The organism is Mesorhizobium sp. LNJC405B00 (assembly GCF_000502615.1).
GTDB lineage: Bacteria > Pseudomonadota > Alphaproteobacteria > Rhizobiales > Rhizobiaceae > Mesorhizobium.
Genome location: NZ_AYWC01000005.1, coordinates 1 through 13,964 on the forward strand (window position 1 = coordinate 1; position 13,964 = coordinate 13,964).

At 63.3% G+C, this 13,964-nt stretch carries 13 protein-coding genes and 1 pseudogene; 8 read left to right on the forward strand and 6 right to left on the reverse strand.

Features of this window, described 5'->3' with window-relative positions; translation table 11 throughout:
• Nucleotides 1-126 precede the first annotated feature (126 nt).
• Nucleotides 127-1,971: a dihydroxy-acid dehydratase gene (gene ilvD, locus X756_RS153960; protein ID WP_023729593.1), complete on the reverse strand. Its 1,845-nt coding sequence runs from the start codon at nucleotides 1,969-1,971 to the stop codon at nucleotides 127-129.
• Between the two features lie 270 nt (nucleotides 1,972-2,241).
• On the opposite strand from ilvD, the gene X756_RS153955 reads away from it, so the two are divergent.
• Nucleotides 2,242-2,712 (forward strand): VOC family protein, encoded by a 471-nt coding sequence (locus X756_RS153955; RefSeq protein ID WP_023685112.1) that lies wholly within the window; start codon nucleotides 2,242-2,244, stop codon nucleotides 2,710-2,712.
• A 177-nt stretch (nucleotides 2,713-2,889) separates the two neighbouring features.
• Here the strand turns inward: X756_RS153955 and X756_RS153950 are convergent, their stop codons facing one another.
• On the reverse strand, nucleotides 2,890-4,482 hold the full coding sequence (locus X756_RS153950) for a peptide chain release factor 3 (protein ID WP_023685113.1): 1,593 nt from the start codon (nucleotides 4,480-4,482) through the stop codon (nucleotides 2,890-2,892).
• Nucleotides 4,483-4,620: 138 nt separating this feature from the next.
• On the opposite strand from X756_RS153950, the pseudogene X756_RS01000000165405 reads away from it, so the two are divergent.
• Nucleotides 4,621-5,694, forward strand: a pseudogene (locus X756_RS01000000165405) (FAD-binding oxidoreductase).
• Here X756_RS01000000165405 and X756_RS153945 read toward each other — a convergent pair.
• The 3 genes from X756_RS153945 to X756_RS153935 form a co-directional block, all read right to left on the reverse strand.
• Nucleotides 5,688-7,061 carry an amidase gene (locus X756_RS153945; protein ID WP_023729594.1) on the reverse strand — a complete coding sequence of 458 codons (1,374 nt, stop codon included), beginning with the start codon at nucleotides 7,059-7,061 and terminating at the stop codon, nucleotides 5,688-5,690. The pseudogene X756_RS01000000165405 and the gene X756_RS153945 sit on opposite strands and share 7 nt — an antisense overlap.
• Nucleotides 7,062-7,362: 301 nt before the next feature.
• Entirely contained in the window at nucleotides 7,363-8,157 is a 795-nt protein-coding gene (locus X756_RS153940) for a class II glutamine amidotransferase (protein WP_023685116.1), read from the reverse strand.
• Between the two features lie 15 nt (nucleotides 8,158-8,172).
• Nucleotides 8,173-8,427: a DUF6356 family protein gene (locus X756_RS153935; protein ID WP_023685117.1), complete on the reverse strand. Its 255-nt coding sequence runs from the start codon at nucleotides 8,425-8,427 to the stop codon at nucleotides 8,173-8,175.
• A 113-nt stretch (nucleotides 8,428-8,540) separates the two neighbouring features.
• Here X756_RS153935 and X756_RS153930 point away from each other — a divergent pair, with 113 nt between their 5' ends.
• From X756_RS153930 to X756_RS153905, 6 genes are all read left to right on the forward strand, one after another.
• On the forward strand, nucleotides 8,541-9,011 hold the full coding sequence (locus X756_RS153930) for an Lrp/AsnC family transcriptional regulator (protein WP_023672880.1): 471 nt from the start codon (nucleotides 8,541-8,543) through the stop codon (nucleotides 9,009-9,011).
• Between the two features lie 85 nt (nucleotides 9,012-9,096).
• Entirely contained in the window at nucleotides 9,097-9,582 is a 486-nt protein-coding gene (gene dut / locus X756_RS153925) for a dUTP diphosphatase (protein WP_023672879.1), read from the forward strand.
• 1 nt (nucleotide 9,583) lies between these two features.
• Nucleotides 9,584-10,243, forward strand: a complete 660-nt coding sequence (locus X756_RS153920) for an HAD family phosphatase (protein WP_023729595.1) — start codon at nucleotides 9,584-9,586, stop codon at nucleotides 10,241-10,243.
• Nucleotides 10,244-10,419: 176 nt separating this feature from the next.
• Complete coding sequence (locus tag X756_RS153915; RefSeq protein WP_245264494.1) at nucleotides 10,420-11,238, forward strand: hypothetical protein; 819 nt, start codon at nucleotides 10,420-10,422, stop codon at nucleotides 11,236-11,238.
• A gap of 76 nt (nucleotides 11,239-11,314) precedes the next feature.
• Complete coding sequence (locus tag X756_RS153910; protein WP_023672876.1) at nucleotides 11,315-12,118, forward strand: oxaloacetate decarboxylase; 804 nt, start codon at nucleotides 11,315-11,317, stop codon at nucleotides 12,116-12,118.
• 12 nt (nucleotides 12,119-12,130) lie between these two features.
• Nucleotides 12,131-13,129, forward strand: a complete 999-nt coding sequence (locus X756_RS153905; protein WP_023703542.1) for a proline racemase family protein — start codon at nucleotides 12,131-12,133, stop codon at nucleotides 13,127-13,129.
• Between the two features lie 5 nt (nucleotides 13,130-13,134).
• Here X756_RS153905 and X756_RS153900 read toward each other — a convergent pair whose 3' ends face one another.
• Nucleotides 13,135-13,836, reverse strand: a complete 702-nt coding sequence (locus tag X756_RS153900) for a sulfate transporter family protein (protein WP_023672874.1) — start codon at nucleotides 13,834-13,836, stop codon at nucleotides 13,135-13,137.
• Nucleotides 13,837-13,964 lie beyond the last annotated feature (128 nt).

Here is a 13,964-nt window from a genome sequence, read left to right on the forward strand (position 1 = left end):
GATATCGCTGGCGCGAACCACCACGAAAGCGCAAGTTTCAGTCCATGCCAAAGCTATCTTAGCGCCTATGCCCTTGTGGGGAGGGTCGCTGCGCAGCAGCGGGGTGGGGGTCGGCGCCGCACCCCCTCACTGCGGCACGTGCCTCACCGCGCCCTTGTCTGCGCTGGTGGCGAAGGCTGCGTAAGCGCGCAGCGCGGTCGTCACCTTGCGCTTGCGCTTTTCCTCGGGCTTCCAGGCCATGGCGCCCTTTGCCTCCATGGCCGCGCGGCGCGCATCTAGCTCGGCGTCACTGACCGCCAGACGTATGGTGCGGTTGGGGATGTCGATCTCGATCGTGTCGCCCTCTTGCACCAGCCCGATCAATCCGCCTTCGGCCGCCTCCGGTGAGGCATGGCCGATCGACAGGCCTGATGTGCCGCCCGAGAAGCGGCCGTCGGTGACCAGCGCGCAGGCCTTGCCGAGGCCTTTCGACTTTAGATAGCTCGTGGGGTAGAGCATTTCCTGCATGCCGGGACCGCCGCGCGGTCCTTCATAGCGGATGACGACGACATCGCCGGCCTTGATTTCGTTGGACAGGATCGCCTTCACGGAAGCGTCCTGGCTTTCGAACACGCGGGCCGGGCCGGTGAACTTCAGGATCGACTCGTCAACGCCGGCCGTCTTCACGATGCAGCCGTCGAGCGCCAGATTGCCTTTCAGCACGGCAAGGCCGCCGTCTTTCGAGAACGGCGTCTCGGCTGAGCGGATGACGCCCTTCTCGCGGTCGAGGTCGAGCTCGTCCCAGCGGCGGTCCTGGCTGAAGGCGACCTGTGTCGGCACGCCACCCGGAGCGGCGAGAAAGAAGTCGCGGACGCTCTGGCTCGAGGTGCGGGAGATGTCCCAATGGTCAAGCGCTTCGCCCAGGCTTGCCGTATGCACCGTGGGCAGGTTGCGGTTGAGCAGCCCGGCATTGTCGAGCTGGCCGAGGATCGCCATGATGCCGCCGGCGCGGTGGACGTCTTCCATATGCACGTCGGACTTGGCCGGTGCGACCTTGCACAGCACCGGAACGCGGCGTGACAGCCGGTCGATGTCTTCCATGGTGAAATCGACCTCGCCCTCATGGGCGGCGGCCAGGATATGCAGCACGGTGTTGGTCGAGCCGCCCATGGCGATATCGAGCGTCATGGCGTTCTCGAAGGCGCCTTTGGAGGCGATGCTGCGCGGCAGTGCCGACTCATCATCCTGCTCGTAGTAGCGCTGGGCGAGATCGACGATGAGATGGCCGGCCTCGACGAACAGCCGCTTGCGGTCGGCGTGGGTTGCGAGGGTCGAGCCATTGCCGGGTAGCGACAGGCCGAGCGCCTCGGTCAGGCAATTCATCGAATTGGCGGTGAACATGCCGGAGCACGAGCCGCAGGTCGGGCAGGCCGAGCGTTCGATGACCTTGACGTCCTCGTCGGAGATCTTGTCGTCGGCGGCGGCAACCATGGCGTCGACCAGGTCGAGCGCTTGTGTCTTGCCGGCGAGCACCACCTTGCCGGCTTCCATCGGCCCCCCGGAGACGAAGACGCTTGGGATATTGAGGCGCAAGGAGGCCATCAGCATGCCGGGCGTGATCTTGTCGCAATTGGAGATGCAGACCATGGCATCGGCGCAATGCGCGTTGACCATATATTCGACCGAGTCCGCGATCAGCTCGCGCGACGGCAGCGAATAGAGCATGCCGTCATGGCCCATGGCGATGCCGTCATCGACGGCGATGGTGTTGAATTCCTTGGCGACACCGCCGGCCTTCTCGATCTCGCGCGCCACCAGCTGGCCAAGGTCCTTGAGATGGACATGACCCGGCACGAACTGGGTGAAGGAATTGACCACCGCGATGATCGGCTTGCCGAAATCCGAGTCCTTCATGCCGGTGGCGCGCCACAGGCCGCGGGCGCCGGCCATGTTGCGGCCGTGGGTGGTAGTGCGGGAGCGATAGGCAGGCATGAATGTTCCTTGGCTGGTTGGCTGCGCTCAACGCGGAGCGTGGCGGCGCTTAATTTGGACCGCGGGGTTTATAGACCGGCAAGTATGGTCTGGCCACATTTTTGCAATGCGCCAGAGTCTCGCTGAAATCAGGGTTTCGAAAAAGATTGCCGGCCAGTGTCGGATCGCTAGCCCGGCATCCGTCCTTGGGACGACGGCAAGGGAATGGCACCATTTCTATAAGTCAGCCGCTTCACCTGTAACCGCAACCAAACACCCGAGGAGCATGACATGCAAAAGATCACCACCTGCCTGTGGTTCGATGGCCAGGCCGAAGAGGCGATGAATTTCTACGTTTCCATCTTCAAGAACTCGAAGGTACTGAGCGTGCTGCGTTGGCCCGAAGGCCATACCGATGCCGGCAAGGCGCTGGTAACCACGTTCGAACTCGACGGCGTGCAGTTCCAGGCGCTGAACGGCGGACCGCAATTCAAGTTCAACGAGGCGATGTCACAGTCGATCGACTGCAAGACGCAGGAAGAGGTCGACTATTTCTGGGACAAGCTCATCGAAGGCGGCGGCGAACCGTCGCAATGCAGCTGGCTGAAGGACAAGTTCGGCGTCTCCTGGCAAGTCGTGCCGGAGCAACTGCCGCGCCTGCTTCTGGATCCGGACCGGGCCAAGGCCGGGCGGGTGATGTCGGCGATGATGCAGATGAGCAAGATCGATATTGCCAAGATCGAGGAAGCTGCGAAGGGGTGAGAAGCGGCCGCGTAGCGGACGAAAAGCCAATTGCTTTGCTTTTCGAGCTTCGAACGCCCTGAGCCACGCGAACGGCCGGCGCGCGTTGGAGCCAATTGACCCTTCAAGGTCGGCGCTGCCCCTCATCCGCCCTCGGGCACCTTCTCCGCGTAAGCGGGCAGAAGGAAAAGGGGCGCCTTACGCCGCCTTGTCGCGGACCTGGTAGTCCTTGATGGTGGCGAAGCGGATCGCCCTCCAGCGTTCGGCTTCGTAGTTCAGCGAGAAGGCGTTCTGGGCCAGAAACACCGGGTCGTTGTCGAGATCGCGGGCGATGTCGCCGCGATGCGCCTCAATGAAGCGAAGCGTTTCGGCCTTGTCGTCGGCAGAGATCCAGCGGCAGACCGAGAAGCGCGACATTTCGAATTCGACCGGCAGCGTGTATTCGAAATTCAGCCTTTCCTTCAAGACGTCGAGCTGCAGCGCGCCGACAACGCCGACGATGGCCGGCGAGCCGTCTTCCGGCGAAAACAGCTGCACGACGCCTTCCTCGGCCATCTGGTGCAGCGCTTCCTTGAGTTTTTTCGCCTTCATCGCGTCGCCGAGGCGCACACGGCGCAGGATTTCCGGCGCGAAGTTGGGTACGCCGCGGAACAGTATCTCCTCGCCTTCGGTCAGCGTATCGCCGATACGCAGCGTGCCGTGGTTGGGAATGCCGACGACATCGCCGGCAAACGCTTCGTCGGCGGTGACGCGGGTGCGGGCAAAGAAGAACTGCGGCGCCGACAGGCTCATCGGCTTGCCGGTGCGCACCAGCTTGGCCTTCATGCCGCGCTCGAGCTTGCCCGAACAGACGCGCACGAAGGCGATGCGGTCGCGATGGTTGGGGTCCATATTGGCCTGGATCTTGAACACGAAGGACGTCATCTTCTCCTCCGTCGCCTCGACCTTGCGGGTGTCTGCGTCCTGCGCACGCGGCGGCGGGCCGAAGGCGCCGAGCGCCTCGATCAGGTCGCGCACGCCGTAATTGCGCAGCGCCGAGCCGAAATAGACCGGTGTCAGATGGCCTTCGCGGAAGGCGTCGATGTCGAGCGGGCGGCAAGCTTCGCGCGCGAGCTCCAGCTCCTCGATGAAGGCCTCGCGCTCGTTTTCCGGCAGCAGGCCGGCGACGCGGTTGGAGTCGGGGCCGTTGACCGGCGTGCGGTCTTTCTCGGCATCGCCCCTGCGCACAGCGTTGAGCGCCAGGTGGTAGGTGCCGGCAAAAGTCTTGCCGCGGCCGATCGGCCAGGTGATGGGGGCAGTGTCCAGCGCCAACTTCTGCTCGATCTCGTCGAGAATTTCGAACGGGTCGCGGCTTTCGCGGTCCATCTTGTTGATGAAGGTGATGATCGGGATGTCGCGCAGCCGGCAGACTTCGAACAGTTTCAGCGTGCGCGGCTCGATACCCTTGGCGGCGTCGATGACCATGACGGCGCTATCGACCGCCGACAGGGTGCGGTAGGTGTCGTCGGCAAAATCCTCGTGGCCGGGCGTATCGAGCAGGTTGAAGACATTGTCCTCATATTCGAAGGTCATCACCGAGGTGACGACCGAAATGCCGCGCTCGCGCTCGATCTTCATCCAGTCGGACCGGGTCTGGATGCGATCCTTCTTGGCCTTGACCTCGCCGGCAAGCTGGATGGCGCCGCCGAACAGCAGCAGCTTTTCGGTGAGCGTCGTCTTTCCGGCGTCGGGGTGGGCGATGATCGCGAAAGTGCGGCGGCGCGATACCGCCTGTTCGATGTCTTCAGCCAATTTCTGGAATCCTGTCTGTGGCGCGGGCTTCTAGCAGCGCATTGCTGGCCTGTCGACAGTTTCGGGCCGGCAGGCCGACCACACTTGAGCTTGAATCGTTACGGTGGCATCAGAGGAGCCCATTCTGAGAGGTCCGGTATGAGCAGCGCTAAAGAAGTCATCGTCATTGGCGCCGGCATTATCGGGGCGTCCATCGCCTGGCACCTGACCAAGGCCGGGGCGCGGGTGACTGTGATTTCCGATAGTGGTGCCGGCGGCGTCGCCACGCCAAACTCCTTTGCCTGGATCAACGCCAGCTGGGGCAATCCCGAAATCTATTTCCGGCTGCGCATCCGTGCGATGGCCGAATGGAAGCGGCTGGCAAACGAGCTGCCCGGCCTGCCGCTCGCCTGGTGCGGCGGGCTGTGCTGGGATCTGCCGGCCGACAGGCTCGAAGCCTACGCGGCTGAGCACGCTTGCTGGGGTTACGGCATCGAACGCGTCGACGCCGGGCGGGCAGCGCAAATCGAGCCCAATCTCGTCGAGCCGCCGGAATTCGCTGTCTATGTCGCGGAGGAAGGCGTGGCCGAACCGGTCGCAGCGGCCAAGGCGCTGCTGGCCCACGCAGAACGGCAAGGTGCGCGCGTTCTCTCCAGTTCTGTAACCGCACTTGTCCAGACCGATGGCAGGATTGCCGGTGTCGATACATCGCATGGGCTGATGCCAGCCGAAGAGGTGGTGATCGCAGCCGGTGTCGGGGCCCCCGATATTGCCGCTACCGCCGGCATCAAGCTGCCAATCGAGACGCCGCCCGGTCTGATCGTCCACTCGCAGCCCTACAAGAAGCTCCTCAACGGGCTGGTGCATGCCGAAAAGCTGCATATGCGCTAGACGGCGGAGGGCCGCATCATCGCCGGCTCGGATTTCGCGGGGAGCGATCCCGGTGAGAATCCCGACGCCACGGCGCGCGAGCTGTTTGCAGCAATGAAGGCGGCTTTGCGCGGCGCCGACGAACTGGAATTCGATTTCCACACGGTTGGCTACCGGCCGACGCCGATCGACGGCTTTCCGATCATCGGCCGCGCCGAGGGCACGGAAGGTCTCTATGTCGCCGTCATGCATTCCGGCATAACGCTGGCGCCCGCGGTCGGGCTGTTCGCCACGCGCGAAATTCTCGACGGCGAGCGTGATCCGCTGCTGACGCCTTATGGGTTGGGTCGGTTTGCTCAGTAGCCCGGCGGACGCTTGAAGCCGCCGGTCAGCGCTTCGATCGCCTTGGCGATGCCGAGCAGCCGCGATTCCGACCAGCGCTTGCCGACCAGTTGCAGGCCGATAGGCAGGCCGTCGCGGTCTTGCCCGCAGGGCAGCGAGAGTGCCGGATGGCCGGAATAATTGAAGACCGCGCCATAGGCCGGTAGCATCCAATAGCTTTGCTCCTTGCCGTCGACTTCGATCGGCGTGCCGGGCTCACAATGCGCGAAGGCCGTGGTCATGGCGACCGGGCACAGCAAGGCATCGCAGGTTTCGAAGAACCTGTCCCAGGCCAGGATCGAGCGGTCGCGGCGAGCGAGCGCCTCGAACCAATTGGTGATCGGCGTTGGCTGCTCCGGCGGTTCGGGCTGCGCTGCCTCCAGCATCATGCCGATCAGATCGCCGCCCTGCTCCAGATCGTCATGCAGATCGATCTCAGGCAAGTTCGCTTCTTCCACAATCACCCCTGCTGATTGCAACCGCTTGGCCAGGCTTTCGACCGCGGCAGCGATTTTACCAGCCACCGGAAAGCCGGGGAAGGACGGCGCGACGGCGATGCGCAATGTCTTGAGGTCGAGCCTGGGCATGGCCTCTACGGGCACCGGCGCGAGGTCGGTGTCTGCTCCGTCCGGGCCGGCGATGATTTTGTAGATCAGCGCAAGATCCTCCACGCTGCGCGCCAGCGGGCCGAGGCAGGACATCAGCCGCACGCTACGCGCCGCGCCGTTCGGATCGGGGAAGGCGCCGGCCAGGGACACGCGGTGCTCGGTCGGTTTCAACCCGTAGACGCCGCAAAAAGCCGACGGCAGGCGGATCGAATCCTGCATGTCGGTGCCGACATCGAACGGCGTCACGCCGGTCGCCACCGCTGCCGCTGCGCCACCGCTGGACCCGCCTGACGTGCGCGATCGGTTCCACGGATTGCTGGTGCGACCGAACAGCGGATTGTCCGATTGCCAGTCGCCCAGCATCGTCGCGACATTGGTCTTTCCAATCAGGATGCCGCCTGCGGCTTTCAATCGGGCGACGACCGGGCTGTCTGCCTTTGCCACATAGTCGGCGAATGGTGCGAAACCAACCGTGGTCTTCATATCAGCGGTTTGGTGCATGTCCTTCAACGTGAAAGGCACGCCATGCAGCGGTCCGAGCGCATCGCCGCGCGCCTGCACCGCGTCGGCTTGTTTCGCGCGCTCGCGGGCGCCTTCCCGATCGAGATTGACGACCGCGTTGACCGCTTCGCTGTGTCGGTCGATTTGGGTCAGATGGGCGTCCAGAGCTTCGACGGCGGAGATCTTTCGCGCCGCGATTGCGGCGGCGAGATCAATGGTCGAGGAAAAGGCGAGGTCCATGATTGCTCCGGCTGCTGCCAAACGTATCGCGGTTTAAAACCAAGTTCAGCATTCGGAGATCATCGGCGCTTGATCAAAATTGCGCTTGCCGGTCGGTTGAGGTTGGCGCTCTACGGCGCCCCCCTCTGTCCTGCCGGACATCTCCCCCACTTTGGGGGAAGATTGGCAGCTTTGGCTTCGGCGCCCCTTTTCCTGCGTTGAAAATTGGCGAAGGCCGCCGTGACCTCCAATCTCCCCCCTCGTGGGGGAGATGTCCGGCAGGACAGAGGGGGGCGCGAAGGAATGCGGCTTAGACTAGGGCCTAGACGACCAGTGCCAGCCTTGCCACAGCCGGCACGAACGGCCGAATGCTCATCCCATCGCCAGTGATCGTGACAAAACTCGCCGGCGGGATCGCCTGCCAGTCGCCGCCTTCGCGGTCGAAGGGTTCGGACACGATGCAACGACCGCCGTTGCGGAGCGACGTGTACAGGGTCGGTGCGTGGGCATCGCTTGCGTAGCGCACGGCATAGAGCGCGCGCCCATCCGAAAGGGCCGCAGTGAGTTTCAAGGCCGGTTCGAGACCGGCGTGGCGTGACGCCTCCAGAACCCGAGCGGTGGCGCGCGATACTGCCCCTTGCGGGTCGCCAGCAAGACCCTCGTCGATCATCAGCAGGAAAAACAATTCGGAATCGGTGGTGCCCTCGCGCTGGTCGAAGACGGCGTCAGAGAGCGAGTTCTCCAGCGCGCGGCGGATCTTTTCGAAGCCGCCGATCTGGCCGTTGTGCATGAACGACCAGTTGCCGGAGATGAAGGGATGGCAGTTCATGCGGCTGGTGGCGCCGCCGGTCGACGCCCTGACATGGGCGAGGAACAGGCCGGATTTGATCTGCCGGCATAGGCTTTTCAGATTGGGATCCGACCAGGCCGGCAGGATGTCGCGGTAGAGGCCGGGCTCGGGCCGGTCGCCATACCAGGCAAGGCCGAAACCGTCGCCATTGGTCGGCGACTTGGCTTCCTGGGCGCAATGGCTCTGGGCGATCAGCGAGTGGCAAGGTGCGGTGACGACGTCTTCGAGGAAGACCGCTTCACCCAGATAGGCCGCCCATCGGCACATGGCTTCTAACCAATCCTAGGCGCGATCCAAGAGAGCCTGGGGCTCCTTGACCGCGTGCGAGCCTCTGTTGTGCGTCCGCTCGTAGAGTTCGCGAACGATTCGGCTTGCCGTAGTTTCGAAGAGAAACGGCAAGAAAGCGTGAACGAGTGCCGCACCAGCGGCCATCAGGAGGCGCGAGCAGAACCAGGCGGCAAAGGCCATATGGCTGAAATAGGTCTCGCCCACCTTGGCCGGGTGAGAGGTGAACAGCTTCGAAAACAGCGTCGTCATGGTGATCCCTCCTGCCGGGATAAGCCCCGATGTGGGTATCCTGCCACGGGGTAAAGGTTCATCGGTCTCAATTTGTCCTTGTCTAACGCCGTGGTTCGGGACATTCATCCCACATGGCGCTTGAATTTGATGAAATCGACCGAAGATTGCTGGCCGAGCTGCAACGCGACGGCACACTATCGGTCGATCAGCTCTCCGAAAAAGTGTCGCTGTCGCGCAACGCCTGCTGGCGCCGGGTCAAGCGGCTGGAAGAGGACGGCGTCATCACCGGACGGGTGGCGCTGGTCGATGCCGACAAGCTCGGGCTCGGACTTTCGGTGTTCATCCTGATCCGCACCTCCAATCATGACCCGGACTGGCTGCAGAAGTTCCGTGCGGCGGTGACCGGTTTTCCCGAGATCACCGGGGTCTATCGCATGTCCGGCGATCTCGACTACGTGCTGCGCGCCCGCGTCGCTGACATGAAGGCCTATGACCGGCTCTATCAGCGGCTGATCGCCAAGGTGGCGCTGTCGGACGTTTCGGCCTCCTTCGTCATGGAGGAGATCAAGGAGACGACCGTCGTTCCGATGGAATTGCGCTAGGTCACACTGACGCCTGAAAGAAAGCCGTTGATAGGCCTGCGGACGAGTTGACCGAATCGCCGTTCGCGCCGATAGGATCGATTTTATGCGCGCAGCCTTCCAAAATTCCTCCGTCATTGGTCCCACTGTCGGCTTCGTCAGGTTGCCGCATGGAGATGGACTTCCCCTTCCCGCCTATGAAAGCACCGGCGCCGCCGGCATGGATCTGCGCGCCGCGGTGCCGGAAGACCGGCCGCTGCTGATCCTGCCTGGCAAGCGCGCCTTGGTGCCGACCGGTCTGATCCTGGAAATTCCCGAAGGAATGGAAGGCCAGGTGCGGCCGCGCTCCGGCCTTGCCTTCAAGCATGGGCTGACCGTCCTCAATTCACCGGGCACGGTCGACAGCGACTATCGCGGCGAGGTCAAGGTGCTGCTGATCAACCTTGGCGACGAGGATTTCGCGGTGACGCGCGGCATGCGCATTGCCCAGATCGTCTTTGCCGCGGTGACGCAGGTGACGGTTGAGGAGCGCTCGCTGGCCGGCGCCACGACGCGCGGCGCGGGCGGGTTCGGATCGACCGGCACCGCCTGAAATGAGCATACCGAAACTGGTCATCTTCGACTGCGACGGCATCCTGGTCGACACCGAGAACCTTGCCAACCGGCGGCTTGCCGAGTGGTTTGTTGCCGCCGGTTATCCCACCACATTCGAATATTGCCGCAAATATTTTTCCGGCCGCAGCATGGCTTCGGTGCAGAAGGAAATCGAAGAGACGACCACGGTGCGGCTCGGCGCCGATTTCGTCGATCGCTGGAATGCCGGCCTGCCCGAACTGTTTGCGCATGGCGTCGAGGCGATCCCCTATGTGCGCGACTTCATCGAGGCGGTTCGCGCGGCCGGCATTCCCTATTGCGTCGCCACTTCCGCGCGTATCTCGAAGATGCACATCACGCTCGGCCAGACCGGGCTGCTGCCGCTGTTCGAGCATGGCATGTTCTCTTCGACCATGGTCAGCCGCGGCAAGCCGTTCCCGGACCTGTTCCTGCATGCGGCAAAGACCATGGGCTTTGTGCCCGCCGACTGCATCGTCATCGAGGACAGCGTTGCCGGCACGCAGGCCGGCATTGCCGCCGGCATGCGTGTCTATTCCTATCATGGCGATCCCTATTCCGACCGCGATGGCCTGGCCAGCGCCGGCGGCGTCCTGTTCGACGACATGCGCGAACTTGCCGGGCTGGTGCCGATCCACTGAAGCTGTGTTAGGTTCCGCGCGGCCAGCCTGAGGCGCCCATGCCAACGAACCTGCTTCGCTCCATCCTAAAGCGTTTCACCGTTTCATGGAAACGGCGAACCGCTCTATCTTTTTGTTTTGTCGCAATTTCCGGCCGGAAAACCGCACACACTTTTCCTGAAATTGCTCTAGCGCTTGTGCTGCTGCCGTGGCTTTGGACCGCAGCCGGCGCGCAAGCCGTCAGCTTCCCGGAATTCGGCAGCGCCATCCCCGGCCACATGGATGTGACCTATCTGGACCTCGCAAGGATGGTCATTCCCGGCCTCGCAGGTAACAGCAACGGTTTCTACCGGGGTGGATTGCCGATCGGGATGCGCCACATCGAGGGACCGGATGGCGGCGGTTCGCCGCCTGAGACATCGGGCCTCTCCAACGCCGGCGTGCTCGCCATCAAGGCCGGGGGCAAGGACCGGCTGGCGATGCTCTACGACCTCGGCGACTCTCCCGACAGCGCCGAAGGCTATGCCGTGCTGGCGCTCTACGACATCACAGACAAGCCGAAGCTGCTCGACGCCGTCAATGTCGCGCTCGACCGCGGCACCTATTTCCGTGAACCGGGCAAGCTTTCCGTTGGGCCGAACGACGACATCGTGATCACCATGAGCGCGCATTTCAATTCAAGCCAAAACTACGCAATCACGCCGCTGATCATGGTGCGCGACGACAAATTCCAACTGATCGACATGATCTTCACCTTCGATGAGAACCTGTGCGCCTACAGCCGGAAGCAGGACGTTGCTTTCCAGACGATCGCTGACGGACAGCCTTATGCCGCGGTCAAAGTGACGGTGACCGACGCCACGGTGCTCAACGGCGAGAGCTGCGACGACCAGCCGCCCAAGCCTGAAGCCCACGCAATTTCCGTCACCTATCATTGGGACAAAAAAACGTTGCACTATGTCAAGGATTCCGATGCGCTGGACAGATTGGCAGGAGAGAACGCCAAACGCTTCTGAGCCAACCGCAGTCGTTTGCTCGGTGCATTGCTGCACGATAGAATCTGCCGGCATTTCGCATCTGAAGGGAGCACTCATGGACAAGGGCAAGATCTTTCGCGACCTGCACGCCTCGACCTTCGTCATGCCCAACCCCTGGGATGTTGGCACGACCAAGCTCCTGGCGTCCTTCGGTTTCAAGGCGCTGGCGACCACCAGCGCCGGTTTTGCCTTCTCGCGCGGCCTGCCCGATGGCGCAGTGACCTTCGAGGCGATGATCCACCATTGCCGCGAGCTGACGGCGGCAACCAGCCTGCCGGTGTCGGCCGATCTCGAGAAAGGCAAGGGCGACAGCGCGACGAGTGCCGCCGAGACGGTTTTTGCGGCCGAAGCGGCAGGTCTCGCCGGCTGCTCGATCGAGGACCATACCGGCGATCCCGACAAGCCCATCTATGAGTTTTCACACGCCGTCGAGCGCGTTGCAGCTGCTGCTGAAGCCGCACGGGCGCTCAAGCATGATTTCGTCTTCACCGCGCGGGCCGAGAATTTCCTTTGGGGCAAACCGGATCTCGACGACACGATCAAGCGGCTGCAGGCCTTCGAAAAGGCCGGCGCCGACGTGCTCTATGCGCCGGGCCTCAAAGATGTCGAGACCATCCGGAACGTCTGCTCGGCAGTGAGCAGGCCGGTCAATGTCATGGCACTCCCGGCCTTCACCATCGCCGACCTCGCCATGGCCGGGGTCAAGCGCATCTCGCTTGGGCCGTGGCTGACCAATTTCGCCTTCGGCATGCTGGAAACCGCGGCGCGAGAGATCCAGCAGGACGGCACGTTCGGCTTCACCCGCGCCGCCATGCCGTTCGGCAAATTGCAGGCGCTGTTTTCCAAATCCTCAGGCTAGGGGTCCCGGCGCATGACGCTCACCGTCGTCGACATGCACACCGGCGGCGAGCCGCTCAGGATCGTCACCGGCGGCTATCCAGACATTCCCAAAGGCACGATCCTGGAAAAGCGCGCCTATGTGCGCGACCACCTCGACCATTTGCGCAAGCTGCTGATCTTCGAGCCGCGCGGCCACTACGACATGTATGGCGCGCTGCTGGTGGAGCCCGACCTGCCCGGCGCCGACCTGGCCGTGCTGTTCATGCACAATGAGGGTTATTCCACCATGTGCGGCCACGCCATCATCGCGCTTGGCCGCTACGCCGTCGACGAAGGACTGGTGGCGAAACAGGAGCCAATCACCATGGTCAACATCGAGGCGCCGTGCGGCTTGGTCGTCGCTTCGGTGGAGGTCAAGGACGGCAAAGCGGGATCCGTGTCGTTCGAAAGCGTGCCGGCCTTTCTGTTTGCCCATGACCAACAAATCGAATTGGCGGGATACGGCAAGATTGCGTTCGACATCGCCTATGGCGGCGCCTTCTACGCGCTGGCCGACTGCCATCAATTCGGCCTGGAGTTCGGCCGCAGCCGGGTGCGCGATTTCGTCGACGCGGCAACCGCGCTGACCGAGCGGCTGAAGGCGGAGTTCCCTCTATCGCATCCCGACCATGCCGATCTCGCTTTCCTCTACGGCACCATCCTCACCGATGGACGAGATGCGTTCTCCAGCGAGGCAACGAAAAACATCTGCGTCTTTGCCGATGCCGAGGTCGACCGCTCGCCGACCGGCTCCGGCGTCACCGCGCGGCTGGCGGCAATGCATGCCAAGGGTGAAATCAACCCTGGTCAGGAGCGGTCCTTCGAAAGCATCGCCGGCTCGCGCTTTTCCGGAGCGGTGGCGCGCACGACCATGGCCGGCCCGCATGATGCGATCATCGCCCGCGTCGGCGGCCGCGCCTACTATTCGGGCCGGGCGGAATTCACCGTCGAGCCGGATGACGAATTGGGACGCGGTTTTCTTCTGCGTTGATAGGCCTATCGCCCGGCGCTCTCCCGCGCGCCGACCGCCTTGTGCAGATGCACCATCATGGCGGCGGCAAAGAGCGGCGTCAGCAGGTTGAGCAGGGGCACGGCGAGGAAGGCAGCGATGAGCAGCCCGGCCAGAAAGACGGTGCCGGCATATTTCCGGCGCAACGCCCTCGCCTCATCTTCCGGGCGGAAGCGCATGGCGGCGAATTCGAAGAATTCACGTCCGAGCAGATAGCCGTTGACGATGAAGAAGGCGGCGATGTTGACGCCTGGAACCAACAGAAGGAGCAAGGCGACGATGTTGCCCAGGATGACGACGCCGAAGAATTTCACCGACAACACGAGCGAGCGCAGCGCCGGCATGGCGCGTCCGACGGGATCGGCCGGATAGTCGGTGCGCTCGACCACTTCGGCGATGTCGTCGAGAAACAGGCCGGCCACGATTGCCGTCACCGGCGCGATCAGCAGCGCCATCCCGAAGGCAAGCGCGATGGCAGCGATGATGCCGCTCAGCCATCCGGCCCAGGACGGCAGGCCGGGCAGCAAGGAGTGAACCCATGGCAGGGCCAGCCAATCGACAAGCCCGGTCAAGACGAACCACAAGGCGACCAGCGCCAGGACGGTCAAGCCCAGCGTCTTCAGGAAAACCGCGCGGAATTCGGGAGAAAACAGCCGGCTGAAGGCGGCGCGGGCAGCGTTGGAGATCACGGCGTTTCACCCCCAGGAACAAACGGATATCTCCGACATAGGCGGAGACCCTGTCAGCCGCAAGCCTGCCGGAGCGGGCGCAATTCCGGACGGGAACTAGAGGATGATCCCAAAAAGTGGGTACCGGT

Coding starts and splice junctions, on each gene's coding strand:
- X756_RS153930 (WP_023672880.1), top strand. CDS start 8,541: ATGGCGCTTGAATTTGATGAAATCGACCGAAGATTGCTGGCCGAGCTG.
- ilvD (WP_023729593.1), bottom strand. CDS start 1,971: ATGCCTGCCTATCGCTCCCGCACTACCACCCACGGCCGCAACATGGCC.
- X756_RS153910 (WP_023672876.1), top strand. CDS start 11,315: ATGGACAAGGGCAAGATCTTTCGCGACCTGCACGCCTCGACCTTCGTC.
- X756_RS153905 (WP_023703542.1), top strand. CDS start 12,131: ATGACGCTCACCGTCGTCGACATGCACACCGGCGGCGAGCCGCTCAGG.
- X756_RS153940 (WP_023685116.1), bottom strand. CDS start 8,157: ATGTGCCGATGGGCGGCCTATCTGGGTGAAGCGGTCTTCCTCGAAGAC.
- X756_RS153935 (WP_023685117.1), bottom strand. CDS start 8,427: ATGACGACGCTGTTTTCGAAGCTGTTCACCTCTCACCCGGCCAAGGTG.
- X756_RS153920 (WP_023729595.1), top strand. CDS start 9,584: ATGAGCATACCGAAACTGGTCATCTTCGACTGCGACGGCATCCTGGTC.
- X756_RS153945 (WP_023729594.1), bottom strand. CDS start 7,061: ATGGACCTCGCCTTTTCCTCGACCATTGATCTCGCCGCCGCAATCGCG.
- dut (WP_023672879.1), top strand. CDS start 9,097: ATGCGCGCAGCCTTCCAAAATTCCTCCGTCATTGGTCCCACTGTCGGC.
- X756_RS153955 (WP_023685112.1), top strand. CDS start 2,242: ATGCAAAAGATCACCACCTGCCTGTGGTTCGATGGCCAGGCCGAAGAG.